This is a genomic window from Shimia abyssi (genome assembly GCF_003014475.1).
In the GTDB taxonomy this organism is placed as follows: domain Bacteria; phylum Pseudomonadota; class Alphaproteobacteria; order Rhodobacterales; family Rhodobacteraceae; genus Shimia; species Shimia abyssi.
On the sequence record NZ_PYGJ01000008.1, the window covers coordinates 1 to 24229 of the forward strand.

Annotated in this window: 20 protein-coding genes, 1 other RNA gene and 1 riboswitch; of the genes, 19 read left to right on the forward strand and 2 right to left on the reverse strand. The window is 57.1% G+C overall.

Annotated elements, in window-relative coordinates; translation table 11 throughout:
- Nucleotides 1-68: 68 nt before the first annotated feature.
- From melA to CLV88_RS12965, 15 genes are all read left to right on the forward strand, one after another.
- A complete protein-coding gene (melA, locus tag CLV88_RS12895; RefSeq protein WP_106608828.1) occupies nt 69-1409 on the forward strand; it encodes an alpha-glucosidase/alpha-galactosidase in 1341 nt (446 codons plus the stop codon).
- Between the two features lie 97 nt (nt 1410-1506).
- Nucleotides 1507-2271: an SDR family NAD(P)-dependent oxidoreductase gene (locus CLV88_RS12900; protein WP_106608829.1), complete on the forward strand. Its 765-nt coding sequence runs from the start codon at nt 1507-1509 to the stop codon at nt 2269-2271.
- Nucleotides 2272-2274: 3 nt separating this feature from the next.
- Nucleotides 2275-3177: a 2-dehydro-3-deoxygalactonokinase gene (locus CLV88_RS12905; protein ID WP_106608830.1), complete on the forward strand. Its 903-nt coding sequence runs from the start codon at nt 2275-2277 to the stop codon at nt 3175-3177.
- Nucleotides 3174-3779, forward strand: a complete 606-nt coding sequence (locus tag CLV88_RS12910) for a 2-dehydro-3-deoxy-6-phosphogalactonate aldolase (protein ID WP_106608831.1) — start codon at nt 3174-3176, stop codon at nt 3777-3779. Before CLV88_RS12905 ends, CLV88_RS12910 begins: the two co-directional genes overlap by 4 nt.
- Nucleotides 3776-4636 carry an SMP-30/gluconolactonase/LRE family protein gene (locus CLV88_RS12915; RefSeq protein ID WP_106608832.1) on the forward strand — a complete coding sequence of 287 codons (861 nt, stop codon included), beginning with the start codon at nt 3776-3778 and terminating at the stop codon, nt 4634-4636. Before CLV88_RS12910 ends, CLV88_RS12915 begins: the two co-directional genes overlap by 4 nt.
- Entirely contained in the window at nt 4633-6555 is a 1923-nt protein-coding gene (locus CLV88_RS12920) for a beta-galactosidase (protein WP_106608833.1), read from the forward strand. The genes CLV88_RS12915 and CLV88_RS12920 overlap by 4 nt, the downstream gene beginning before the upstream one ends.
- A gap of 223 nt (nt 6556-6778) precedes the next feature.
- Nucleotides 6779-8578, forward strand: a complete 1800-nt coding sequence (locus CLV88_RS12925) for an FAD-dependent oxidoreductase (RefSeq protein ID WP_106608834.1) — start codon at nt 6779-6781, stop codon at nt 8576-8578.
- Nucleotides 8575-10455 (forward strand): 2-oxoacid:acceptor oxidoreductase subunit alpha, encoded by a 1881-nt coding sequence (locus tag CLV88_RS12930; RefSeq protein WP_106608835.1) that lies wholly within the window; start codon nt 8575-8577, stop codon nt 10453-10455. Before CLV88_RS12925 ends, CLV88_RS12930 begins: the two co-directional genes overlap by 4 nt.
- Nucleotides 10455-11504: a 2-oxoacid:ferredoxin oxidoreductase subunit beta gene (locus CLV88_RS12935; protein WP_106608836.1), complete on the forward strand. Its 1050-nt coding sequence runs from the start codon at nt 10455-10457 to the stop codon at nt 11502-11504. Before CLV88_RS12930 ends, CLV88_RS12935 begins: the two co-directional genes overlap by 1 nt.
- A 151-nt stretch (nt 11505-11655) precedes the next feature.
- A complete protein-coding gene (locus tag CLV88_RS12940; RefSeq protein WP_106608837.1) occupies nt 11656-12657 on the forward strand; it encodes a lipid-binding SYLF domain-containing protein in 1002 nt (333 codons plus the stop codon).
- A 126-nt stretch (nt 12658-12783) separates the two neighbouring features.
- An RNA gene (gene rnpB / locus CLV88_RS12945) (RNase P RNA component class A) lies at nt 12784-13171 on the forward strand.
- A gap of 79 nt (nt 13172-13250) precedes the next feature.
- Complete coding sequence (locus CLV88_RS12950; RefSeq protein WP_106608838.1) at nt 13251-13937, forward strand: lysoplasmalogenase; 687 nt, start codon at nt 13251-13253, stop codon at nt 13935-13937.
- Between the two features lie 38 nt (nt 13938-13975).
- Nucleotides 13976-15178: a signal recognition particle-docking protein FtsY gene (gene ftsY, locus CLV88_RS12955; protein WP_106608839.1), complete on the forward strand. Its 1203-nt coding sequence runs from the start codon at nt 13976-13978 to the stop codon at nt 15176-15178.
- Nucleotides 15179-15197: 19 nt separating this feature from the next.
- Entirely contained in the window at nt 15198-16100 is a 903-nt protein-coding gene (locus CLV88_RS12960) for an EamA family transporter (protein ID WP_106608840.1), read from the forward strand.
- A gap of 12 nt (nt 16101-16112) precedes the next feature.
- Complete coding sequence (locus CLV88_RS12965; protein ID WP_106608841.1) at nt 16113-16718, forward strand: inner membrane-spanning protein YciB; 606 nt, start codon at nt 16113-16115, stop codon at nt 16716-16718.
- 7 nt (nt 16719-16725) lie between these two features.
- On the opposite strand, the gene CLV88_RS12970 is transcribed toward CLV88_RS12965, so the two are convergent.
- Nucleotides 16726-17415 (reverse strand): glutathione binding-like protein, encoded by a 690-nt coding sequence (locus CLV88_RS12970; protein WP_106608980.1) that lies wholly within the window; start codon nt 17413-17415, stop codon nt 16726-16728.
- A gap of 20 nt (nt 17416-17435) precedes the next feature.
- Entirely contained in the window at nt 17436-18335 is a 900-nt protein-coding gene (locus CLV88_RS12975) for an alpha/beta fold hydrolase (protein ID WP_106608842.1), read from the reverse strand.
- A 110-nt stretch (nt 18336-18445) separates the two neighbouring features.
- A riboswitch (SAM riboswitch) is annotated at nt 18446-18522 on the forward strand.
- Between the two features lie 63 nt (nt 18523-18585).
- Here CLV88_RS12975 and metZ point away from each other — a divergent pair.
- The 4 genes from metZ to CLV88_RS12995 all read left to right on the forward strand — a co-directional run bounded on the left by metZ (nt 18586) and on the right by CLV88_RS12995 (nt 24196).
- Nucleotides 18586-19773, forward strand: a complete 1188-nt coding sequence (gene metZ / locus CLV88_RS12980) for an O-succinylhomoserine sulfhydrylase (RefSeq protein ID WP_106608981.1) — start codon at nt 18586-18588, stop codon at nt 19771-19773.
- Between the two features lie 163 nt (nt 19774-19936).
- Nucleotides 19937-21037, forward strand: coding sequence for a GTP cyclohydrolase FolE2 (gene folE2 / locus CLV88_RS12985; RefSeq protein ID WP_106608843.1), 1101 nt, complete (start codon nt 19937-19939; stop codon nt 21035-21037).
- 82 nt (nt 21038-21119) lie between these two features.
- Nucleotides 21120-22568 (forward strand): TrkH family potassium uptake protein, encoded by a 1449-nt coding sequence (locus CLV88_RS12990; RefSeq protein WP_106608844.1) that lies wholly within the window; start codon nt 21120-21122, stop codon nt 22566-22568.
- Nucleotides 22568-24196 carry a 5-guanidino-2-oxopentanoate decarboxylase gene (locus CLV88_RS12995; protein ID WP_106608845.1) on the forward strand — a complete coding sequence of 543 codons (1629 nt, stop codon included), beginning with the start codon at nt 22568-22570 and terminating at the stop codon, nt 24194-24196. The genes CLV88_RS12990 and CLV88_RS12995 overlap by 1 nt, the downstream gene beginning before the upstream one ends.
- Nucleotides 24197-24229: the final 33 nt, after the last annotated feature.

Consider the following 24229-nt stretch of genomic DNA (forward strand, 5'->3'; position numbering starts at 1 on the left):
CCCGTCGCAATGTTCTTCCTAATGCAAAAACACTTCATCGCTGGACTAACTCTCGGAGCCGTCAAATAATGACCAAAATAACTTTCATTGGCGCCGGTTCGACAATATTCATGAAGAATATTGTCGGCGACGCGTTGCTGACACCATCGCTGGAAAATGCGCATTTTGCGCTGATGGATATTGATATCGCCCGTTTGGAAGAGAGCGCCACTGTTGTGCGCGCAATGATCGCCGGACAATCCACGGGGGCGACTGTATCGACACACACTGATCGGCGCGCCGCGTTGGACGGGGCCGATTTTGTTGTCACCGCGTTTCAAGTTGGTGGATACGAGCCTTGTACGGTGACCGATTTTGAGATCCCCAAGCAATATGGCCTGCGTCAAACTATTGCCGACACATTGGGTGTGGGCGGGATTATGCGCGGGCTGCGCACGGTGCCGGTTTTGTGGGGCATCGGGCAGGACATGGTTGAGCTGTGCCCGGACGCGACCCTGTTGCAATACGTCAATCCGATGGCGATCAACACTTGGGCCATGGCCGAACGGTTTCCGCAGATCAAGACAGTGGGCCTGTGCCATTCGGTGCAGAATACGCTCGAAGAGATGGCGCATGATCTGGAGATTCCCCAAGACGAAATCCGCTATAAAGTTGCGGGGGTGAACCACGTTGCCTTTTTCCTGAAGCTGGAAGCGGGTGGCAAGGATTTGTATCCAGCGTTACGCGCGGGGTATCGCGCCGGTTCATTGCCAAAGCCGCCGCTGTTGATGCCACGCTGTGCCAATAAAGTTCGGTATGAGGTGATGGAACAGCTCGGGTATTTCTGCACCGAGAGCTCGGAGCATCTGGCAGAATATGTACCTTGGTTCATCAAAGAGGGGCGCGATGATCTGATCGACCAGTTTGGGATTCCGTTGGATGAGTATCCCAAGCGCTGTATCGAGCAGGTGGCAAGTTGGAAAGAGCAGGCCAAGGCACTTAAGGCGGAAGGGTCTCTGAAAGTGACCAAGAGCCATGAATTTGCAGCCGAACTGATGGACGCGATTGTGACGGACACGCCCTATATGGCCTATGGCAACTTGCCAAACACCGGCCAGATCCCGCAATTGCCAATGGGGGCTGTGGTGGAAACACCCTGCCTTGTGGATGCGAACGGGGTGCAGCCCAGCGTGGTGAATGACATCCCGCCGCAATTAGTGGCGCTGATGCGCTCGCAGATCAATGTTCAGGAGCTGACGGTTCGGGCACTGCTGGACGAAAACCGCGAGCATGTTTATCACGCGGCGATGATGGATCCGCATACGGCGGCCGAGCTGGACTTGCGTCAGATTCGCAGGCTGGTGGATGATTTGTTGGACGCACATGGCGACTGGATGCCGTCCTGGTGCAGAAGCGCAAAGGCGGCGTAAGTGACCGCTCGGGACGTCTTTTGGGCTGTTCACAAAACAAGAAAAACGGGCTGGCAGCGCGCAACCCGCGCAAAACAGCCGACATGGAGATGACGGTATGACGGTGAACACGACCTTTCGGGATTTGGAAGGCAAATCCGTTTACATTACGGGCGGTGCTTCGGGGATTGGGGCGGCGTTGACCGACGGGTTCCTGTCGCAGGGCGCGAAGGTGGCCATTATTGGTCGGTCGGATGCGTCTGAATTTTTGGCCGAGATGAAGGTCAAACACGGTGTGGAACCGGCGTTTTACCAAGGGGATATCTCGGATGTGGCCACGTTGCGCGCCACGATGCAATCGGCCGCAAAGGCGCATGGGTCAATTAACGTGCTGGTCAACAACGCGGCCAATGACCAGCGCCATTCATTGGATGAAGTAACCGAAGAGTTCTGGGACCAGATGCAAGGTGTCAACTTGAAGGCGTATTATTTCGCCTGTCAGGAAGCCGCGCGGCAGATGGCCGATGGTGGTGCTATAATTAACATGAGCTCAATCAGCTATATCATGGGGAATGCCGGGTATTCGATTTATACCACCGCAAATGCGGGTATCACTGGAATGACACGCAGCCTTGCCCGCGAATTAGGGCCGAATGGTATTCGAGTGAATGCGTTGGCACCGGGGTGGGTTCTGACGCAAAAGCAGCTTGACATGTGGGCCAACCCAACGGATTTGGCGGCACATCTGGAGCGGCAGTGTCTGAAAGAACATCTGACGCCAAAGGACATGGTTGATCCCGTTCTTTTCCTGGCCTCACAGGCTAGTGCAATGATGACGGGGCAATGTATGGCCGTGGATGGTGGCGTTGTCGTATCGGGGTAGAACATGAGCACATCGGACAATTGGATTGCGGTGGATTGGGGTACGTCCCGGCTGAGGGCGTATCACGTGGTCGATGGCGCTGTTGTTGCGCAGGCCGACTCGGAAAACGGTATGTCGCGCGTTTCGCAAACCGGGGCGTTTGAGGCAGCGTTGTTGGAGCTGGTCACACCGTGGCTGAGTGAAGGCACTACGGATGTTTTTGCGTGCGGCATGGTTGGCGCACGTCAGGGGTGGGCCGAGGCGCCGTATACGGCTGTACCAGCCGATCCATTGCCCAAAAGCCCGGTGCGTGTGGAGAACACCGATCCGCGGCTGCGTGTCTATATCGTGCCGGGGTTGAAACAGGTCAAAGCCGCCGATGTGATGCGCGGAGAAGAAACCCAGATTGCCGGGTTTCTGGCGCAAAATGACAATTGGGACGGCGTTATCTGCCTGCCGGGAACGCACACCAAGTGGGCGCACATTAGCGCCGGTGAGGTGGTGAGTTTTCAGACCTTTATGACAGGCGAGTTTTTCGCGTTATGCGCTGAAAAATCGGTACTGCGGCATTCGGTTGGCGAAGGCTGGGATGCAGAAGCGTTTCGGGACGGGCTGGACGCAACGCTGTCGCGCCCGGAATCGCTGGCGGCGCGGTTGTTTGGCATTCGGGCACGTGATTTGCTGGAGGGTGAAAACGGCGCTGTGGCGGCGTCGCGTCTGTCGGGGCTGTTGATTGGGGCGGAATTGGCGGCGGCGCGCCCCTATTGGCTAGGTCAAAACGTGGCCGTGATTGGTGCGGGACGCGTTGCAGAAAATTATGCAGAAGCCTTGGGTGTGCAGGGTGTGCCAGTGGCACAGCAGGATGCGCAGGATATGACAATTGCCGGGCTGATGGCAGCGCGGACACTGACGGAGATTGAGGCATGAGCCGAGCGATAATCGCGATTTTGCGGGGCATTTCGCCCGAAGAGGCTGTGCCATGCTGTGAGGCGCTGATCGACGCCGGGATTGACCGGATCGAAGTGCCTTTGAACTCGCCCGAGCCACTGAAAAGCATCGCGGCGATGGTTGAGGCATTCGGCGACACAGCGCTGATTGGTGCCGGGACAGTATTGTCTGTAGAACAGGTCGACGCGGTGGCGGACGCGGGTGGAAAGCTGATTGTGTCGCCCAATGCGGATACTGACGTGATCGCGCGGTCGCGCGCGCTGGGGCTGGAAAGCTGGCCGGGTGTGTTCACGCCGACCGAAGCGTTTGCAGCGCTGGGAGCAGGCGCAAGTGGATTGAAGCTTTTCCCTGGCAATATGGCGGGGCCGGGTGGTTTGAAGGCGCTGCGGGCAGTGCTGCCAAAAGGGACGCAGGTTTACGCGGTTGGCGGTGCAGGGCCGGAGAACTTTGGTGAATGGTTTGAGGCCAGCGCTGACGGGTTTGGCATTGGATCGGCATTGTATAAATCGGGCATAAGTGTCGGGGAAATCTCAGGGCGCGCGGCAGCGATTGTGCGGGCCTATGACGAGGCGTGTGCATGAGCGAGGTGTTTGACAACCGCGTCTGCGCGTTGGGGGAGGGGCCGTTATGGCATCCCGAACGCAAGCAGTTGTTTTGGTTTGATATCCTCTCCAAACAGCTGTTGACCCGCGAGGGTGATGCGCAGAAGAGTTGGCAGTTTGACGAGCATGTTTCGGCGGCGGGCTGGGTGGATCAAACGACGCTGATCATGGCGTCGGAAACCGGGCTTTGGCGGTTTGATTTGGAGACTGGCACGCGTAAGTTGCTGGTTGCGTTGGAGGCGGACAACCCAGTCACACGCAGCAATGACGGGCGCGCAGACCCGCAGGGCGGATTCTGGATCGGGACAATGGGCAAATCTGCCGAGGCGGGTGCAGGGGCAATCTATCGGTATTATCGTGGCGGGCTGCGCAAGCTGGTGGCGGATGTGACGATTTCAAACGCGATCTGTTTTGCGCCGGACGGTGCGAGTGCGTTTTACACGGATACGGTCACGAAACAGATCATGCGCTGGACTCTGGATACAGAGACGGGCTGGCCGACAGGCGAGGCTGGTGTTTTTCTGGACCTAACGGAAGACGGGTTGAACCCGGATGGCGCGGTTGTGGATGCCAGTGGGTTGCTCTGGGTGGCGCAATGGGGCGCGGCGCGGGTTGCGGCTTATGATGGAGATGGCGCGTTTGTGCGGACGGTTTCGTTTGAGGGGCAGCACACGTCTTGTCCGGCGTTTGGTGGCGTGGACCTAAGTACGCTTTTCTGTACGACGGCGCGTGACGGCGTGTCCGACAACATGATTGCCGAACAGCCGAGCAATGGAATGACCTTTGCCTGCCCAGGGGTGGCGCAAGGGCAGCGAGAACACAGGGTTATACTATGAAGCCAACAGTTGGCGTGTGCTATTATCCGGAGCATTGGCCGGAGGATATCTGGCACGAAGATGCCCGTCGCATGGTTGAGGCGGGGATTGAATGGGTGCGGATCGGAGAATTCGCGTGGTCCCGAATGGAGGCTACGCCGGGCGTCTGGACGCTGGACTGGCTGGATCGGGCCATTGACGTTTTGGGGCGTGCTGGGCTCAAGGTGATCATGGGTACGCCGACGGCGACACCACCGCGGTGGATGATCGACAAGCATCCCGACATGTTGGCAGTGGATGCCAATGGCAATGCGCGCAAGTTCGGATCGCGGCGGCATTATTGCTTTAGCCATATGGGGTATCGCGAAGAATGCGCGCGCGTTGTTGAATTGCTTGGTGTGCGCTATAGTAAGAACCCCTTTGTCGCGGCGTGGCAGACGGATAACGAATATGGCTGTCACGACACGACACTGAGCTATTCGGACGCGGCGCAGACGCGGTTTCGCGAGTGGCTGGCGGTGCGATATGGCTCGGTTGATGTGTTGAACGATGCGTGGGGCAATATTTTTTGGTCGATGGGGTATAACAGCTTTGATCAGATCGAATTGCCCAACCTGACCGTGACCGAGCCGAACCCGGCGCATGTGCTGGCGTTTCGTCGGTTTGCATCGGACGAGGTGGCGGCATTTAACCGGGTTCAGACCGAGATTTTGCGAAAACATACTGATACGCCGCTGATCCATAACTACATGGGGCGCGAGCTGGGGTTTGACCATTTTGATGTCGGCGCGGATCTGGATGTGGCTAGCTGGGACAGTTACCCGATTGGGTTCCTGTCGGATCGGCTGGACGCGAGCGAGGCGCAAAAGAGCGCTTATCTGCGGCAGGGTGATCCGGACAATCAGGCGTTTCACCATGATCTGTATCGTGCGGTTGGGCGGGGGCGCTGGTGGGTCATGGAGCAACAACCGGGGCCGGTGAACTGGGCGCCATATAACCCTGCACCGTTGCCGGGGATGGTGGCGCTTTGGGGGCTGGAGGCAATTGCGCACGGGGCGGAAGTGGTGAGCTATTTCCGCTGGCGGCAGGCGCCGTTTGGGCAAGAGCAGTACCATGCCGGGTTGCTGTATGCGGATGACCGCGATGCGCCGGGTCTGGCGGAAGCACAGAAGGTTGCCGAGATCGCACGGGGGCTGGACATTGATGCGGACGCGCGCGCGCCAATTGCGTTGGTGTTTGATTATCCGTCAGCCTGGGCGTGGCACACGCAGCCACAGGGCGCGGACTTTGACTATTTCCACCTGACATTTGCGACCTACAAGGCACTGCGTCGGGCTGGGTTTTCGGTGGATATCGTGCCAGCTTCAGCACAGGATTTGAGCGGATACAAACTTGCCATGGCACCGGGATTGGCGACCATTCCCGAGGCGTTGATCCAAGGGGCCAAAGACGCAGGCACGTTGATGGTATTGGGGCCCAGAACCGGTGCGATAACAGAGGAATACAGCCTCCCGCCGCGGGGACGGCCCGATGTTGAGGGGCTGGATGTCTATGTGGATCGGGTTGAAAGCTTGCCACCGGGCCAGACCGAAGCCGTCGCGGGTGGCGGCGCGGTGTGTCACTGGCTTGAAGAACTGAGCGGTGGCGCTGATGCGTTGTTGAAACTTGAGACCGGTGCATCGGTTTTGGTGGGAGATCAACAGGCGTGGTATCTGGGCGGTGTTCCTGACGAAAACTTGTGGGATCGCGTGATTGGGATGGCGGCGGGCCATGTTGGCTTAACGGTGCGTCCTGTTCCGGTTGGAGCACGGCGGCGCGAAGTTGGTGATCTCGAATTTCTGGTGAACTACAGCGATCATTCGGTGGAGATTGAGGGCGAGACAGTCGCTGGTTGCGGAGTAACAATCTTGCGCGGTGGTGTCTGTATCGCGCGAACCTGATCATTTTCAAGGGGCCGTTTTTTCAATCAACGGTCTCTTCCCCCCCAGTTTAGGCGCTGGTCGGCAACGATTCAGTATGTCTGGTCTTATTGTAACAAAATTATGTCTAAATTGATTTACGCTCTTTACAGGTGATGAGAGTCGGCGTTTTCATGTGTGTACTGTCGTGTACTGCACGACATTCCCAGCCAGATCCAAGACGGGTCAGCCAAGGAGACGCCAGTTGAAACCGACCGATACCAGCGATCCAGAATATTTCCATAAAGTTGTTGATTGCCAATTTGCCTGTCCTGCACACACGCCTGTGCCAGAGTATATTCGCCTGATCGCCCACCAACGTTACACCGATGCTTATATGATCAACTGGGAAAGCAATGTGTTTCCCGGCGTGTTGGGGCGCACGTGTGACCGACCGTGCGAACCGGCCTGTCGACGGGGGCGCGTTGAAGAAGAGCCGGTGGCGATTTGTCGACTGAAACGGGTGGCGGCGGATTTCAAGGATGACGTCAAAGGGTTGATGCCCAAGGCGGGGCAGAAGAACGGCAAGAAGATCGCCTTGATCGGGGGTGGCCCAGCGTCGCTGACCGTGGCGCGCGATTTGGCGCCTTTGGGCTATGAGCTGCATCTGTTTGACGCGCAGAGCAAGGGCGGCGGGTTTATGCGCAGCCAGATCCCAAGTTTTCGCCTGCCCGAAGAGGTGCTGGACGAGGAAGTGGGCTATGTTCTGGACATGGGGGTCGATGCGCATTTTGACACCTATGTGGACAGTTTGCAGAGTATTTTGGACAAGAATTACGACGCCGTATTTGTCGGGTCGGGCGCGCCGCGCGGTCGCGATTTGCCTGATCTGCCGGGGCGGGGTGACGCGGACAAGAATATCCATATTGGGATTGATTGGCTCTCTAGCGTGGCGTTTGAGCATACCAAGAAAATTGGCAAGCGTGTGATCGTGCTGGGCGGGGGAAATACCGCAATGGATTGTTGCCGGACTTCGCGCCGGTTGGGCGGCGAAGAGGTGAAGGTGATTGTGCGCTCGCCATTTGAGGACATGAAGGCAAGCCCATGGGAGAAAGAAGACGCGATACACGAGGGCATTCCGATCATCGACAACCATGTGCCCAAAGAATTTGTTGTTGAAAAAGGCAAGCTGGTTGGGATGCGGTTCGACAAGGTTGAGGCGGTTTATGATGACACTGGTCAGCGCAAGCTGGTGTCGACGGGCGAGGAGCCGGTGTTTGTGGAATGTGACGATGTGCTGATCGCCATCGGGCAGGAAAACGCGTTTCCGTGGATTGAGAAGTCAACTGGGGTGCGGTTCACGAGCTGGGGCACGCCGATCATCAATGATGACGAAACCTTCCAGTCGACGCGCAAAGAGGTGTTTTTCGGAGGGGATTCCGCTTTTGGGCCGTCCAACATCATCACGGCGGTTGCGCATGGGCATAAGGCGGCGGTGTCGATTGACCTGTATTGTCAGGGCAAGGATCTGAGCCAGCGCCCACCACCGCATGTCACGCTGGTCAGCCAGAAGATGGGCATTCACGAATGGAGCTATGACAGCATCCCGGTGGATGACAAGCGCGAGGCCGTGCCGCTGGTTGATCTGAAGGAGGCGTTGAAGAGCAAAACCCTTGAGGTTGAGCTGGGCTTTGATGCGGACATGGCATTTGTGCAGGCGGAGCGGTGTCTGAACTGTGATGCACAGACGGTGTTCATGGAGGAAACCTGTATCGAGTGCGACGCCTGCACCGATATTTGCCCGACGAGCTGTATCAGCTTTGTCGAAAATGGCGAGGAAGGCGACCTTCGCGCGCGGCTGTTGGTGCCTGCGACCAACGAAGAGCAAGACCTTTACGTGTCTGACACGTTGCCGACGGGCAAGGTGATGGTCAAAGACGAGGACGTGTGTCTGCATTGCGGACTGTGTGCCGAGCGGTGTCCGACCGCGGCGTGGGACATGCAGAAGTTCTATTATTCGATGGCCAAGGCCACGCCCGACTTGCTGGTGGAGGCGGCGGAATGAAACAGATTGAAGGTATCAACGATTTTGTCGTCAAATTCGCCAATGTGAACGGCACCGGATCGGCGTCGGCCAACCATTTGTTTGCCAAGGCGATTTTCCGGATGGGTATTCCGGTGAGTCCGCGTAACATCTTTCCCAGTAATATTCAGGGTCTGCCCACGTGGTACGAAGTCCGTGTGAGCAAGAACGGGTATCTCGGGCGGCGTGGTGGCGTGGACATGATGGTCTGTGTCAATCCACAGAGCATGGAAAAGGATGTCGCGAGTGTCGAACCGGGGGGGTATTTCCTTTATGACTCGACCAAGCCGCTGGCCAGTCATCTGAAACGCGATGACGTCACCTATCTGGGTGTTCCGCTGACCGAGATGTGTATGCGTGAATATTCAGTGCCACGCCTGCAACAGCTGCTAAAAAACGTGGTTTATGTGGGCGCGATGGCGGCATTGTTGGATATTCATTTTCCGGTGCTCAAGGATCTGCTCAATGATCAGTTCAAGGGCAAGGAAAAGCTGATTTCGTCAAACGTTCAGGCGTTGGAGATGGGGTATCAGTTTGCCAAGGAAAACTTTCAATGCCCGTTGCCGATCCGGTTGGAAAAGGGTGGCAATGTTGCGCCGCATATCCTTGAGACGCCGCATATCCTGATGAATGGGAACACAGCGGCGGCGCTGGGGGCGATTTATGGCGGGGCCACGGTGGCCGCGTGGTATCCAATTACGCCATCCACGTCGGTGGTGGATGCCTTTGCCAAATATGCCGAGAGGATGCGGATTGATCCGGGCAGCGGCAAAAAGAACTTTGCCATTGTGCAGGCCGAAGATGAGCTGGCGGCGATGGGAATGGTTGTCGGGGCGAGCTGGAACGGGGCGCGATCCTTTACCGCGACGTCCGGGCCGGGTTTGTCGCTGATGAGCGAGTTTCTGGGGCTGGCCTATTTTGCCGAGGTGCCAGTGGTGTTGATCGACGTTCAGCGGTCTGGACCGTCGACGGGGATGCCGACGCGTAGTCAGCAGTCGGATATTCTGGCGGCGGCTTATGCTAGCCACGGCGATACAAAGCAGGTTCTGCTTTTCCCGGCCACGCCGCGCGAATGTTTTGACATGACGGTTGATGCGTTTGACCTGTCCGAGCAGTTGCAGACGCCGGTGATTATGATGAGTGATCTTGATCTGGGGATGAACGACTGGATGTCGCCACCTCTGGAGTGGGACGACAATTACGAGATGAAACGCGGCAAGGTGCTGGATGGCGAAGGGCTGGACAGTGTCGAGACATGGGGCCGTTATCTGGACGTGGATGGCGACGGGATTTGCTATCGTACATTGCCGGGCGCGCATCCGAGCAAAGGGGCGTATTTTACGCGCGGGTCCTCCAAGGATGAAATGGCGATCTATTCTGAGAGTGGCGACGACTATGTGCAGAATGTCGACCGGTTGCTGCGCAAGTTCGAGACGGCAAAGGGATATGTGCCCAAACCAAAGACACACCCACCGATTGAGGTAAAAAGGCCGAAGACGGACCTAAAGCTGGGGGCGTTGTTCTTTGGAACGTCGGCGTCGCCGTCCTATGAAGCGGTCGAGATTCTGGCAGAAGAGGGCTATCCGATTGATACGATGCGGATCCGGGCGTTTCCCTTTCATGAAAGCCTTGATCAGTTCATTCACGACCATGACATGGTGTTTGTGATTGAGCAGAACCGCGACGGGCAGATGCGGCAGTTGATCATGAACGAGTGTCAGATCGCGCCGAGCCATTTGACGTCGGTTCTGAATTACTCGGGCACGCCGATCACCGCGCGCCATATCGCACAACAGATCAGAGAAGCGCTGGACACGAGAAGCGCCGATATTGTGCCGCTGCACAAGGAGACCGCCTGATGTCTTATATCAAGCCAACATTCCGCCACCCGCGCCTGCCGACGAACCGGCTGGGTTATACGGTTGCTGATTATGACGGGTCGATTTCGACGCTATGCGCCGGGTGCGGGCATGACAGCATTTCTGCCGCCATTCGCAACGCCTGTTTCGAAAGCGCCATTCCGCCACATCGAATTGCCAAGATTTCCGGCATTGGGTGTTCGTCGAAGATGCCGACGTATTTTCTGGGCAAAAGCCACGGGTTCAATTCGGTGCATGGGCGGATGCCGTCGGTGGCGACGGGGGCCAGTCTGGGCAATCGCAATCTGACCTATATCGGCGTGTCGGGTGACGGGGATACCGCGTCGATTGGCATGGGGCAGTTTGTGCATTTGATCCGGCGCAATGTGAACATGACCTATATCGTGGCCAATAACGGCTGTTATGGCCTGACCAAAGGACAGGACAGCGCCACGGCTGACCTTGGGTCGGTGGCCAAGGGCGGGGCGGTGAACCCGTTTGACGGGATCGACCTTGGATCGTTGGCGGTGCTGCAAGGCGCGAGTTTTGTGGCGCGGTCGTTTTCCGGGGACAAGGCGCAGCTTGAGCCGCTTATTCGGGCGGCGATGGCGCATAAGGGGTTTGCCTTTATCGACGTGGTCAGCCCCTGTGTCACGTTCAACAACCACAATGGATCAACCAAGAGCTATTCGGAAACACGGGACCATCTGGATGCAATGCCGTTGGATTTTGTGCCGATGCGAGAAGAAATTCGCACCCAGTATGATGAGGGCACCACCCAGAATGTGACCTTGCATGACGGGTCGGTCATTCATTTGCACAAGGCTGACTCGAGCTATAAAACCGATGATCGCAACGGGGCCATGGCAGCAGTGCAAAAAGCCAAAGACGAGGGACGGATTTTGACCGGCCTTTTGTATCTGGACCCCGATACGCAGGATTTGAACCAGAATATCAGTCTGGCGACCCGCCCGCTGAATGAACTGGGCAAGGATGAACTGTGCCCCGGCAGCAAAGTATTGGACAGTATAAATGAAGGGTTGCGATAAGGGCCTGACCGCGTTCGTTGCCACCCGAGCGTTTGCATCTTAAAGGAGATCACGAGGTACCAGTACTTTCGTGGAATTGACGTATTTCGCACAGCACAATAGCGGTTTCTCACTTGGATATTTTTTGAATTTTTTCTAGGGGAGACGACAAATGCGTCGAATTAGTCGTGCACGTGTGTTTTTGGGTGGTGTTGGCCTGTCGATGATGGCCACAATGTCAGCCGCGCAATCTGCAGCACAGGATCAGATGGTCGAAGGCTGGACAATACTGCGGCACCAGGAAACTGGTGCTTGCGTGATGGAGAAGGTCAACGAGGATGGTTATCTGTTCCGGGTGGGCAAAACCGAAGTTGGCGGGCGGTTTGAATATGTGGCCGTTTATACCAAGGATGAAAGCGTTCGGATCTATGGCAACGTGGCCGAAGACGTCGTGATCGACATGGACGGCCTGCGATTCCCATCGCGGGCAGTGGGTGATTTTCGCGATGACGGGTATCGTGGCATGTACGTCAAAACAGAAGACCCGGCCTTCTCGGAAGCCTTGGCGCGAAAATACGTGATGACAGTGAACCCCGACACGGATGAGCCGTTTGCCATCAGTCTGGACGGGACGTTTAAGGCCATGGAGGCCGTGAATGATTGTGAGGCGGCCAGCGCGGCGGCGGCCAGTGTTGGGGATGACGGCAAACGCGGCGAGCTGGTGGCGGCATCACAGGCGGCATGGGGTTCGTTGTTGTCCCAAAATGGGCGCGCAGCGGAGTTGGCGACGAAGGCCAGCGCAGCGCTGGTGTTCCCGGAAGTCGCCAAATTCGGACTGGGTGTCGGGGGTGAGCGCGGCAATGGTGTGCTGTTCGAAGGTGATCAGGTTGCGGGGTTCTACCGAACGAGTTCGGTATCTGTTGGCGCACAGGCCGGGGTTCAGACCTATGGCTATGCGATCATGTTCATGACAGCTGAGGCGCTAGAGCGGTTCAAATCCAAGCGTGGCTATGAGCTGGGCGTGGATGGATCCATCGCCGTGGTCGAAGCTGGGGTCACGGCAGAAATCGATACGACGAATATCACTACGGACACTGTTGCCTTTGTATTCGACGAAAAGGGTTTGATGGCGAGTGCGGCGGTCGAAGGATCGCGGATCAAGCCGATCGATTGATCCGTTGAAGAAAGAAGTTCGGCGGCGGGGCCTGGCCCCGCCGTCACTTTTTTTGTTTACGCCTTAAGCGGCGCGACTGATCTGAGTGATTGACGCAGCAGTCACAACTGCTTATCCCGACCGAGCGCAGAGGGCTGGATGGCCGCGGGGGCAACTCCGAGGAAAGTCCGGACTCCACAAGGCAATGGTGCCGGGTAACGCCCGGCCGGGGCAACCCGAGGGAAAGCGCCACAGAGAACAGACCGCCTTTGGCCACCCGCAAGGGGCGCCGAGGTAAGGGTGAAACGGTGGAGTAAGAGACCACCGCGCCCCTGGCAACAGGGGTGGCACGGCAAGCCCCACCAGGAGCAATGCCAAATAGGGACCGCGCGTGAGCAATCACAGGGGCGTCTTGCCCCGAGCAGGTCCGGGTTGGCAGCTAGAGGGCGTCTGGTAACAGGCGCTCAAGATGAATGGTCATCGGCCACGGGGCAACCTGTGGTGACAAAATCCGGCTTACAGGTCCTCTGCGCAAATACCTGCTTTTGACGCGGCGACGATGCTGACAGTAATGCGTGTGTCGCGGTAGGCTGAGCGAGAGAGCAGGAGGCATCATGACATTTGTCGAAGAAATTGCGCTGCGCCAATCGGTGAGGTTGGTGTTATTGGTTGTCGGGGCGCTGGGTGCGTTGGTTTACCTGCTATTCTTTTGCCATCGCGAGAGGGGATGGGCGCGGGTGCTGTTCAAGGTCATACCCATGCCTGCCTTTGCCGGGGCGGCGGTTGTCAGTTTTGGCAATCCGTTGGTGATCTGGGGGCTGGCCTTGTCGGCAGTGGGCGACGTCGCGCTAACGCGCAAGAGGGATCGTTGGTTTCTGATCGGTCTGGTGGCGTTTGCCTGCGCGCATTTGGCCTATATCGCGCATTTCATTGAACTTTCTGGCGGGGTGTTTCCGGGCTTTACGCTTTCGGTGGCGGTTGTGCTGGTGTTGGCGGCGTCGACAGAGGTGTGGCTGACGCCGCATACGGGCGGGTTGAGATGGCCCGTGCGGGGGTATGTTGTGCTGATCGCGGCGATGGGGATCACCGCGTTATCGCTCCCTTCGGCACCTTTGGCTACAATTGGCGCGATGCTGTTTATCGCCTCGGACACGTTATTGGCGGTGCTGCTTTTTCGAATGAACGATGCATCGCGCTGGCAACGCCCGATGTCGATGGCGCTGTGGTTGTTTTACGCGAGTGGGCAGTTCCTGATCCTTGCCGGGGTGGGGTGGTCAACGCCGCTCTTTCAAATCGGGTAAATTCGCTCTAGGTGAGGGGGAGTATTCCCGGAGGCCCCATGGCGTTTTTTTCAAAGCTCAAGGACAGGTTGTTCAAGTCATCTTCCAAGCTGGAAGAGGGGCTGGACGCGATTATCGAAGATGGTGGTGCGGAAGAGGTTGTTGAGACAGCCCAAGCGCCGGATATCGTAGCAGAGGAATCACCTGTGACCGAGGCGGTTGAGGCCGCTGAAGAACCGCCGGCGCCTGAGCCGGCGATTGAAGAAATGCCGGTTGAGGCAGAGCCCAAGCCGACACCCACGCCGGTGAAGACTTCCGAGTCTGCTCCGATACCTACGGCGCCGGAGGCCAAACCGGCAGAACCAGCGCCAAAGCCGGGGTTTCTTGCCCGCCTGACCGGGCGTAGCGTGGCCCCGACCGAAGTACGGCGCGAACTGGATGATGATCTGCTTGAAAGTCTTGAGGAATTGCTGATCGCCTCGGACATGGGGGTGGATACAGCATTGCGTGTGACGGCCAATATCGCCGAAGGGCGGTTTGGCAAGAAAGTTTCGACACGTGAGATAAAAGAGTTGCTGGCGGGCGAAGTGGCGCGGGTTATGGAGCCTGTGGCGCGTCCTATGCCGCTTTATCCATCAAAACCGCAGGTGGTTTTGGTTGTTGGTGTGAATGGATCGGGCAAGACCACGACCATAGGCAAGTTGGCGAGCCAATTCCGCGGCGCTGGCAAGAAGGTGGTAATCGCCGCTGGAGACACGTTCCGCGCAGCGGCGGTGGAACAGTTGCAGGTCTGGGGCGAGCGCGCCGGGGTACCGGTGTTGACCGCGCCTGAGGGGTCGGATCCGGCCAGCCTGGCCTTTGACGCGATGACGCGGGCCGAGGCGGATGGTGCGGACCTGTTGATGATCGACACAGCCGGACGGTTGCAGAACCGGCAGGATCTGATGGAAGAGCTGGCCAAGATCGTGCGGGTGATCCGCAAGAAAGACCCGGACGCGCCGCATAACACGCTGTTGGTGCTGGATGCGACAACAGGGCAAAACGCGATCAACCAAGTTCAGACATTCCAAAAGCTGGCGGATGTATCGGGCCTTGTGATGACCAAATTGGATGGCACGGCCAAGGGCGGTATCCTCTTGTCTTTGGCGGACAAGTTCGGACTGCCAATCCATGCGATTGGCGTTGGCGAGCAGATCGACGACCTTGCGCCGTTTGACCCCGAAGAGTTTGCAGCGGCGTTGACGGGGCTGGGGGTTTCCTGATCCAAAGCTGGAGCACACCATGAGTGAATGGCTGATTTCGCTGGAAGGCACCCATGCGGGGCATCAGCTTGCCATGGTGTTAGCGTTGCTGGCGGCGGTATTGCACGCAGTTTTTGGAGCGCTTCAAAAGGGTCGACATGATCCGTGGCTGACGCGGGGTGCGATTGATTTCTCGTATGGCGCGATGGCGGCGCCGTTCGCGTTTTTTGTTGTGCCGTGGCCTGAGCCACATATGTGGCCGATCCTTGGCGGCGCTTTTGTGATCCATGTCGGATACAAACTCATGCAGAGCTGGGCCTATACAAAGGGCGCATTTACAGTTGTTTACCCTGTTGTACGCGGCACCGGGCCGTTTTTCACCGTAATCGGGGCCTATCTGGTGTTTGGTGAGTCTTTCACCGGCATGCAGTGGCTTGGCGTTCTGGTATTGATGGCCGGTATTCTGGGGCTGGCTGTCTACAATATGGTCTTTATGACCTCTGGGCGTGACACACTGGGCATTGCAATGGTTCTGGCCTTGATAACAGGATTATTCGTGGCGCTCTACACGACCTATGACGCCTATGGCATCCGAGCGACGGCGGACCCGTTCACGTTTTTGGCATGGTTTTTCTTAATCGATGGATTGTTTTTTCCGGTGCTGGCGTTTCTGCGATGGCGGTCGATGACCGCGCCACCCGCACCTGGGCCGTTGATGGCACGGGGGGTTATCGGCGGGCTGGTGGCCTTTGCCAGTTTCGGTTCTGTCATGCTAGCGACGCGGTTGGACAAGGTGGGTGAGGCGGCCGTGTTGCGCGAGACATCGACGGTTTTTGCAGCAATCATCGGCTGGGTTTTTCTGAAAGAGACGGTTGGACCGCGCCGAGTGGCGTTGATGGCATTGATTGCTGCGGGGGCTGTGATAGTGGAGATGGGAGGCTGACGAGGAACCCAAATGGCTGAGAAACAGGTAAACCCGAAATTGAAGACCCTATTGGAAATGGGCCCGATCGTGATTTTCTTTGTCGCGTACCTTTGGCTGCGCGAAAAGACATTTGTGATTGGCGGGGTCGAGTATGAAGGGTTTATCATCGTCACCGCCGGGTTTGTGCCGCTGATGATTGTATCATCGCTGGCGTTGTGGAAGCTGACAGGGCATTTGTCAAAGATGCAGGTTGCGACCCTGGTTCTGGTAGTCGTGTTTGGCGGATTGTCGGTTTGGTTGAACGATGATCGGTTCTTTAAGATGAAGCCGACGATGATTTACGTGCTGTTCGGCGGCATCCTTGGGTTTGGGTTGCTGCGCGGGCAGAGCTATTTGAAATACGTCATGGACAGCATGTTGCCGCTGGAAGACGCGGGTTGGATGATACTGACCCGTCGTTTGATGATGTTTTTCCTTGGTCTGGCGGTATTAAACGAAGCGATCTGGCGTACGCAGAGCACGGACACTTGGGTCTATTTCAAGACCTTTGGCCTGACGGCGGCGATATTTGTGTTTTTCATGACCCAAGGCGGGGTTTTTCAGAAATACGCCAAGGAAGAAGACACGCCGAGCTAAGTCTGGATCAGGCGGGGTCTGGGAACAGATCCGCCTGAACCCACGTGTCTGAGCGATCGCCGCGTATGTCAGCGTGTAGTGCTCGCCCGCGGCGCAAGGCAGGGCGATTCCAAAGTGTTTTGAGCCAGCGCGCCATGTGCGGTTTGTCATCCAAAGTCTGTTCCTGACCCTGCCAAAGCGACGCCCAACCCCATGTTGCCATGTCGGCAATGGAGTAGAAATCACCCGCCAGATATTCGTTTTCAGCAAGGCGCCGGTCGAGCACGCCATAAAGGCGGGCGGTTTCGGAGCGGTAGCGATCCTTGGCGTAGGCGATATTTTCGGGGGCGTATTTCAGGAAATGGTGGGTTTGACCGGCCATCGGCCCAACGCCACCCATTTGCCAGTTCAGCCATTCTTCGACAGCGACGCGATCTCGTTCGGTTTCGCCGTAATACGCACCGGTTTTGCGGGCGAGGTAAATCAGGATGGCGCCGCTTTCGAACACTGAAATTGGTTCACCGCCGGGGCCATCGGCATCGACAATGGCGGGCATACGATTGTTGGGCGCGATTTTCAGGAAATCAGGCGCAAACTGGTCACCTTTGCCGATATTAATCAGGTGGGTCTGATAGGTGAGCCCCATTTCCTCGAGTGCGATGGAGATTTTCCAGCCGTTGGGGGTGGGCCAGTAATAAAGGTCGATTGGGTTGGTCATGCTGCGCTCCGTTTGAGCGTTCATGATGCGGGATTTGAGCTCAGTGGCAAGGAAAAGGCGCGCAGGCGCGGCTTTGGTCGCGGGGCCGTGACCGGGAGCCGTTGTTTGAGCTGGTGCAGCGTGATGGGTGAAGAATCATTCAAAAGGGATTTATAAAGAGGAAAGACGCCGGGGCGCAGATAGGTTGACCAATGGCACACCCGATGGCGCGGTGGCGCAATTGGGAATCCAATGGACGCCAGCGCGTCGAGTGTGGCGGTGTTATCAAGGGGGATTGTCAGGGCGTTTGCGGCCGGCAGTCCATGGCAGAGCGTTGCGTCGGTGCGGCCAAGCGCATAGGCGTAGGTGCGATCAATCAAATTGTTTTCGCGGCTAGTGACGTTAAAAACATGGGCGCGGGCACCTGCGGGGGATTGAAGGGCTTTGAGCGCATCGGATTGAAAGGCGGCGGCGTTTAGCATCACGATGTGGCCAATATCCCCGGCCTTGAGGCGAGGCAGGGTTTCAAGCGCCAGGTAGGAACCCATTGAATGCCCCATCAGATGTATCGGGTTTTTCGGCGCGATTTGGCGCAACAGGGTGATGAGGGTGGCGAGTGCGTGACAGGCCTGAGCGGCGGATCGGAGCGCGGTTTTGAGCGTTCCACGCGCCGACCAGCCAAAGGCGATGCCAATGCCAGCGGAGTGAAGCCCAAGATGTCTGGGCCAGCTTGGTACTTTTGGGTGTTCTGTTTCCTGCATCGAGAAGATGTGGCGGTGCGGACAGTGGTTTTGGCTTTCTGGTTGGAACGTATAGCCATGGATCATGATCGTGATCGGGCCTTCCGAGCGACGAAGACTGCGCAACACCGGGACCAAAGGCTGCGGTGAGGCGTGCAGAACTGGTTTGTCGAGGTGCGCATTGATCCGAATGAGTGCCATTTCAAGGTTCCCACTACATGTTGTGTGAGGTTGGCCTGAAACTACCGGCGTAAGATGAAATTCTGGTTATAGCGTCGCGACGGTGTTGACCTGCAACACGCTAGGCGGTAATCGAGCGGCGTGGCGATTTGTTACCGGATTGCGGGCCACGTAAAATATTCCGCTAAAAGGTCAGGAAGAAGGAACCCCCTTTCGCTTGGCCGAGACGGGGTTTTTTTATTGGGCACAGGACATGGCCCAGGAGACGAAAATGAGTGAATTGAACAAACGAACTAAGTTAGTTCATGGTGGCACCCGCAGGAGCCAGTATAACGAAGTGAGCGAAGCAATTTTCCTGACGCAGGGCTTTGTTTACGACAGCGCAGAGCAGGCGCAGGCGCGGTTTATCGAGAGCGGCCCGGATCAGTTCATCTATGCCCGCTATGGCAACCCGACAGTCGCCATGTTCGAGGAACGCATCGCGATGCTGGAAGGTGCGGAAGACGCATTTGCCACCGCGAGCGGTATGGCAGCGGTCAGCGGCGCGTTGACGTCGATGGTCAAGGCGGGCGACCACGTCGTTTCGGCGCGGGCCTTGTTTGGGTCATGCCTCTATATTCTTGAAGACATTCTGGCGCGTTTCGGGGTTGAGGTTACGTTTGTTGATGGCACTGATCTGGACGCATGGCAAAATGCGATGCGCCCGGACACTAAGGTGGTGTTCTTTGAGAGCATGTCGAACCCAACGCTAGAAGTGATCGACATTGCCAGCGTTGCCAAGATTGCCCATTCGGTCGGTTCCAAAGTTGTCGTGGACAACGTGTTTTCGACCCCTGTGTTTTCCAATGCCATTGCAGAGGGCGCGGACGTGGTGGTTTATTCTGCGACCAAGCACATTGACGGGCAGGGGCGTACGCTGGGCGGGGTTGTGCTGGGCAGCAAAGAATACATCCGCAAGACGCTTGAACCTTATATGAAACACACCGGCGGCAGCATGTCGCCGTTTAACGCTTGGGTCATGCTCAAAGGGTTGGAGACAATCGATCTGCGGGTGCGTGCACAAGTCACCTGTGCGCTGGCGATTGCAGAAGCGTTGCAGGGCAACGGCGCTTTGGATCGGGTGATTTACCCCGGTCTAAAGGACCACGCGCAGAACGCTTTGGTTCAAACCCAGCTCGATGGTAAGGGCGGCACAGTGTTTTCGCTTGATCTGAAAGGCGGTCAGGAGGCGGCGTTCAAGTTTTTGAATGCAATGCAAGTCGCGGTAATTTCGAATAATCTGGGCGATGCAAAGTCGATTGCAACCCACCCCGCCACAACAACGCACCAGCGCCTGAGCGAAGAACAGCGCGAGACATTGGGTATCACGCCCGGACTGGTCCGGTTCTCGGTAGGGTTAGAAGACGCCGACGACCTGATCGCGGATATCACGCAGGCGTTGGCGGCTTCGCAAGCGTGAAGTGAGACGCTTGCAGTTTTCTGACTGGTCAGTTTATCGCGCCGCGGACATCAAAGGATGATCCGCGGCGTCGCATTTGGCGTACACTTTTTCGAGAATGGCAATTCAAAGCCAATTTCACTAAGTTAGTAAGGCTATACGGTTAAGCAAAGGCAGGCCCGCAATGAACATGCAGACGCCCAAAGGCTCGGACAATATGTCATTCGATGAAGCGCGCGATGCGCTGGAGCGGCTGCGCACATGGGCCACCAGCGCGTCGGTCACGGAGATTGCGGAGCTGGATCCGGCGATTGCGAGGTTGCTACCCGAGCGGCCAATGACCAATTACCCCGATTTGTTGCGTAACTATCCCGAGGATTTTGTGGCGGATGAGGCGTATCGCGCCACATTGCCCGACCTGCAAAATGGCCCTAGCAGCCTGATCAAAGGGGAAAAGCAGCAAATTCAGCACGTTGGCATTTCCAACTTCCGTCTGCCGATCCGGTTTCGCACCCGCGACAACGGTGACATTACGCTGGAAACCAGCGTAACGGGCACGGTGAGCCTTGAGGCGGACAAAAAGGGCATCAACATGTCCCGGATTATGCGCTCGTTTTACAAGCATGCCGAAAAAACCTTTAGCTTTGAGGTGATGGAAGCGGCGCTGGCGGATTACATCACAGACCTGGAGAGCTTTGATGCGCGTTTGCAGATGCGTTTTAGCTATCCGATGAAGATCGAATCCCTGCGTTCCGGTCTGTCTGGGTTTCAGTACTACGATATCGCGCTGGAGAAGGTGCAGCGCGGCGAGAAACTGCATAAAATCATGCATTTGGACTATGTGTATTCGTCGACTTGCCCGTGTTCTCTTGAATTGAGCGAACATGCCCGCATCTCGCGTGGGCAGTTGGCGACCCCTCATTCGCAGCGATCCGTGGCGCGGATTTCGGTGGAAACTCTGGGTGAAGATTGCCTGTGGTTTGAAGACCTTATTGAGCTGGCGCGCACTGCCGTACCCAGTGAAACGCAAGTAATGGTCAAGCGCGAAGATGAGCAAGCGTTTGCAGAGCTAAACGCAGCGAATCCGATCTTTGTAGAAGATGCGGCGCGTCTGTTTTGCGAACAGCTCAAGAACGACCCACGTATCGGCGATTTTCGCGTTATTGCCAGCCATCAGGAAAGCTTGCACAGCCATGACGCGGTGTCGGTTCTGACGGACGGTACGTTGTTCGCAACCGACAGCATCGATCCAAAACTGTTCAAGACACTGTTCCACGTAGGTTGAATGCCAACACAGACAGGGCGATTTCTGCGCGCTGGCTGCATCCCGCTTGACAGTGCGGCGAGCACAGGACAACGCTGCGGCAATGTTTGATTTGCGCCCTGTCGGATACGTGATTGGCCTGCTTGTGGCTATGCTTGGTTTGACCATGTTTCTTCCGATGGCTATCGATCTGTTAGATGGCACCGAACATTGGTCAGTTTTTTTTCTGAGCGCAGTTGTGACGATCCTTGTTGGTGGTTTGGTTTCGCTGTCTTGTCACAACGGGCGTGGCGACCGGCTGAGCCTGCAACAGACCTTTCTTTTGACAACCGGTGTCTGGCTAGCATTGCCGTTTTTTGGTGCGTTGCCATTTATGGTGGGCGAAACCGAGGCGCGATTTGTCGACGCCGTGTTTGAGGCGATGTCGGGTTTGACAACGACGGGTTCGACCGTTTTCTCGAACCTTGAAGAATTGCCACGGGGTATATTGTTGTGGCGCGGGTTGCTGCAATGGCTGGGCGGGATCGGGATTATTGTTGTTGCGATGGTTTTCCTACCAGAACTACGGGTGGGTGGGATGCAAATCTTCCGCTCGGAAGGGTTTGATACCTTTGGGAAAATTCTGCCACGCGCGACGGAAATCAGCTCGAGGATCTCAGTGATTTACCTGGCGCTGACGATTGCTTGTGCAATTTGTTATGTTGCGACAGGTATGAGCGCGTTTGATGCGGTGGTGCACGCAATGACCACGCTGGCTACGGGTGGGTTCGCAAATTATGACGCGTCCTTTGGCGCGTTTTCGCAAGGCACTGAATATGTCGCGGTTGTGTTCATGTTGCTGGCGGCGCTGCCATTTGTGCGGTTTGTGCAATTGACCGCAGGAACCGCGAAACCATTGGTGAAGGACACTCAGATTCGGGCCTTTCTGGCAACAGCGTTGGTGATCGTTGTGATGCTGGCGGCGTGGCAGTTTCTGGTGAACGGAATGCGCGATGAAGAGAGCCTGCGTAAAGTCATGTTCAACAGTGTCTCGCTGTTGACAGGAACGGGGTACGCAAGCACGGACTATATGATTTGGGGCGGTTTTCCGGTGGCGGTACTGTTCTTTACCGGATTGATCGGCGGGTGCGCGGGATCGACAGCCTGCTCGATCAAAGTGTTCCGATATCAGCTGTTATTCGCGTCTATCAAGGCACAGCTGCTCAAGATCCAGCATCCAAGCGGTGTTTTCACTGCCCGCTATCAGGGACGCAAGATCGAGGAGGACGTGCTGGGGTCGGTCATGTCGTTCTTCGTGTTCTTCACAGTGACGCTGGGGGGGCTGGCGGTGCTGCTGAGCATGACCGGGCTGGATCTGACGACATCCGTGTCGGGTGCGGCGGCGGCGTTAGCCAATATCGGGCCGGGGATGGGTGATATCATTGGCCCCTCGGGTAACTTTGCAACGCTCAACGACGCGGCCAAATGGCTGCTGACCGTTGGCATGTTGATTGGGCGGCTGGAGCTTCTGGCGGTCTATGTACTCTTTACCGTTCAATTCTGGAGAGCATGATGGCGGGTGAAAACGAGGGGCTGCGGCCATTGGGTGCGCAGATTTCCCATATGCTAAAGGCACGTGGTGTCGACGTGATTTTTGGCATTCCGGGGGTGCACAATGTCGAGATGTATCGCGGTATCGAGGAGGCCGGGATCAAGCACGTGCTGGCGCGTCATGAACAAGGCGCCGGGTTTATGGCCGATGGTTATGCACGCGCGAGCGGCAAGCCTGGCGTGGCCTATGTGATCACCGGGCCGGGGTTGTGCAATATCATGACACCGATGGGGCAGGCTTATTCGGACAGCGTGCCGATTCTGGTGATTTCGTCCTGTCTGGATGAAACCGCGGGACGACGAGGGCAATTGCACCAGATGCGCGATCAGAGAGGCGCGGCCGCAACGGTGTGCGACTGGTCCGAGGAGGCGGGAAGCGCCGAGGAGGTGTTCCGCCTCGTGGATCGCGCGCTGGAAGAGTTTGACCGTCGGCGTGCGCGCGCAAAACACATACAGGTGCCGATTGCGTTGGCAGGGTCACTGTCCAAACCCGCGCGCGCCGAACGTCCGGGTGCAGATGGGCGCAGCGGTGGGGCCATGCAGGCGGGATCTCAGCAAGTGTTGGCTGAGGATATTCTGGCCGCCAAGAAACCACTTTTCATTTTTGGCGGCGGACTTGTGAGCAATGCGGAAACCGACACACCGCCGGTTGAGCGCAATGTGCGTGATCTGCTCCAGCGCAGCGGTGCAGCAGCGTTTACAACATATGCCGGTGGTGGCTTGCTGGCGGCGGATGATCCGATGAGCTTTGGCTGTTTTCTGGGGCGCCCTGAAAGTGAACGGATCATTGGCGAGGCCGATCTGGTGGTCGCCATTGGCACAGAGCTATCTGAGAATGATCTCTGGCGTGATCAGCTGGGACATAACTGTCCGTTGGTACGCGTAGATATTGATCCAGAGGTGCTGGCGGATCGGCATTGCGCGGATGTGTGCATTCAGGCGGATGGGCAGGATTTTGTGCAAGAGCTTCTGGGGCATTTGCCCAATGAAACCGCCACAAAATGGAATGCAGATGACATTTACGTCGCCAAACAGCGTTTCCGCGCCGAGGTCGACGCGGCGCGGCCCGGGATTGTACCGCTATGCGACGCGTTGCGAGAGGTCATGCCTGAAGACGCGATGATCTTCTCTGATATGACGCAGTTTGCCTATGTCGCCAAGGAAATGTGGAACATGCCCAAATCGGGGCACTGGCACCATCCGACGGGTTTTGGCACATTGGGGTATGCGCTGCCGGCTGCCATTGGGGGTGCAATGGCGCGACCGGGTAAGCCGACGGTTTGCATCGCCGGGGATTACGGATTCCAGTACACAATCCAAGAGCTGGGTGCGGCTGTTGAGATGAAACTGGGGATACCGGTGCTGTTATGGGACAATGCTAAGCTTAAGGAAATCGAGGACAGCATGGTCGCCAGTCAGATTGCGCCAAATGCGGTTGAAGCGGTCAATCCGGATTTCGGGAAACTGGCCGAGGCATATGGTTGCGACGCAGAGGCACCGGGCAATATCACTGAATTGCAGGCGGCATTGCTGGCAGCGTTTGAAAAAGACCGCCCGACGGTTATTCGCATGACGCCGGGCTTGGCCTAGGGAACCCAACCCTGATGGCCTCGGGTGAGGCCA

What these genes read in the sequence shown, in the direction of transcription:
- melA (WP_106608828.1), top strand. Translation starts at nt 69, where the DNA reads ATGACCAAAATAACTTTCATTGGCGCCGGTTCGACAATATTCATGAAG.
- CLV88_RS12900 (WP_106608829.1), top strand. Translation starts at nt 1,507, where the DNA reads ATGACGGTGAACACGACCTTTCGGGATTTGGAAGGCAAATCCGTTTAC.
- CLV88_RS12905 (WP_106608830.1), top strand. Translation starts at nt 2,275, where the DNA reads ATGAGCACATCGGACAATTGGATTGCGGTGGATTGGGGTACGTCCCGG.
- CLV88_RS12910 (WP_106608831.1), top strand. Translation starts at nt 3,174, where the DNA reads ATGAGCCGAGCGATAATCGCGATTTTGCGGGGCATTTCGCCCGAAGAG.
- CLV88_RS12915 (WP_106608832.1), top strand. Translation starts at nt 3,776, where the DNA reads ATGAGCGAGGTGTTTGACAACCGCGTCTGCGCGTTGGGGGAGGGGCCG.
- CLV88_RS12920 (WP_106608833.1), top strand. Translation starts at nt 4,633, where the DNA reads ATGAAGCCAACAGTTGGCGTGTGCTATTATCCGGAGCATTGGCCGGAG.
- CLV88_RS12930 (WP_106608835.1), top strand. Translation starts at nt 8,575, where the DNA reads ATGAAACAGATTGAAGGTATCAACGATTTTGTCGTCAAATTCGCCAAT.
- CLV88_RS12935 (WP_106608836.1), top strand. Translation starts at nt 10,455, where the DNA reads ATGTCTTATATCAAGCCAACATTCCGCCACCCGCGCCTGCCGACGAAC.
- CLV88_RS12940 (WP_106608837.1), top strand. Translation starts at nt 11,656, where the DNA reads ATGCGTCGAATTAGTCGTGCACGTGTGTTTTTGGGTGGTGTTGGCCTG.
- CLV88_RS12950 (WP_106608838.1), top strand. Translation starts at nt 13,251, where the DNA reads ATGACATTTGTCGAAGAAATTGCGCTGCGCCAATCGGTGAGGTTGGTG.
- ftsY (WP_106608839.1), top strand. Translation starts at nt 13,976, where the DNA reads ATGGCGTTTTTTTCAAAGCTCAAGGACAGGTTGTTCAAGTCATCTTCC.
- CLV88_RS12960 (WP_106608840.1), top strand. Translation starts at nt 15,198, where the DNA reads ATGAGTGAATGGCTGATTTCGCTGGAAGGCACCCATGCGGGGCATCAG.
- CLV88_RS12965 (WP_106608841.1), top strand. Translation starts at nt 16,113, where the DNA reads ATGGCTGAGAAACAGGTAAACCCGAAATTGAAGACCCTATTGGAAATG.
- CLV88_RS12970 (WP_106608980.1), bottom strand. Translation starts at nt 17,415, where the DNA reads ATGACCAACCCAATCGACCTTTATTACTGGCCCACCCCCAACGGCTGG.
- CLV88_RS12975 (WP_106608842.1), bottom strand. Translation starts at nt 18,335, where the DNA reads ATGGCACTCATTCGGATCAATGCGCACCTCGACAAACCAGTTCTGCAC.
- metZ (WP_106608981.1), top strand. Translation starts at nt 18,586, where the DNA reads ATGAGTGAATTGAACAAACGAACTAAGTTAGTTCATGGTGGCACCCGC.
- folE2 (WP_106608843.1), top strand. Translation starts at nt 19,937, where the DNA reads ATGAACATGCAGACGCCCAAAGGCTCGGACAATATGTCATTCGATGAA.
- CLV88_RS12990 (WP_106608844.1), top strand. Translation starts at nt 21,120, where the DNA reads ATGTTTGATTTGCGCCCTGTCGGATACGTGATTGGCCTGCTTGTGGCT.
- CLV88_RS12995 (WP_106608845.1), top strand. Translation starts at nt 22,568, where the DNA reads ATGGCGGGTGAAAACGAGGGGCTGCGGCCATTGGGTGCGCAGATTTCC.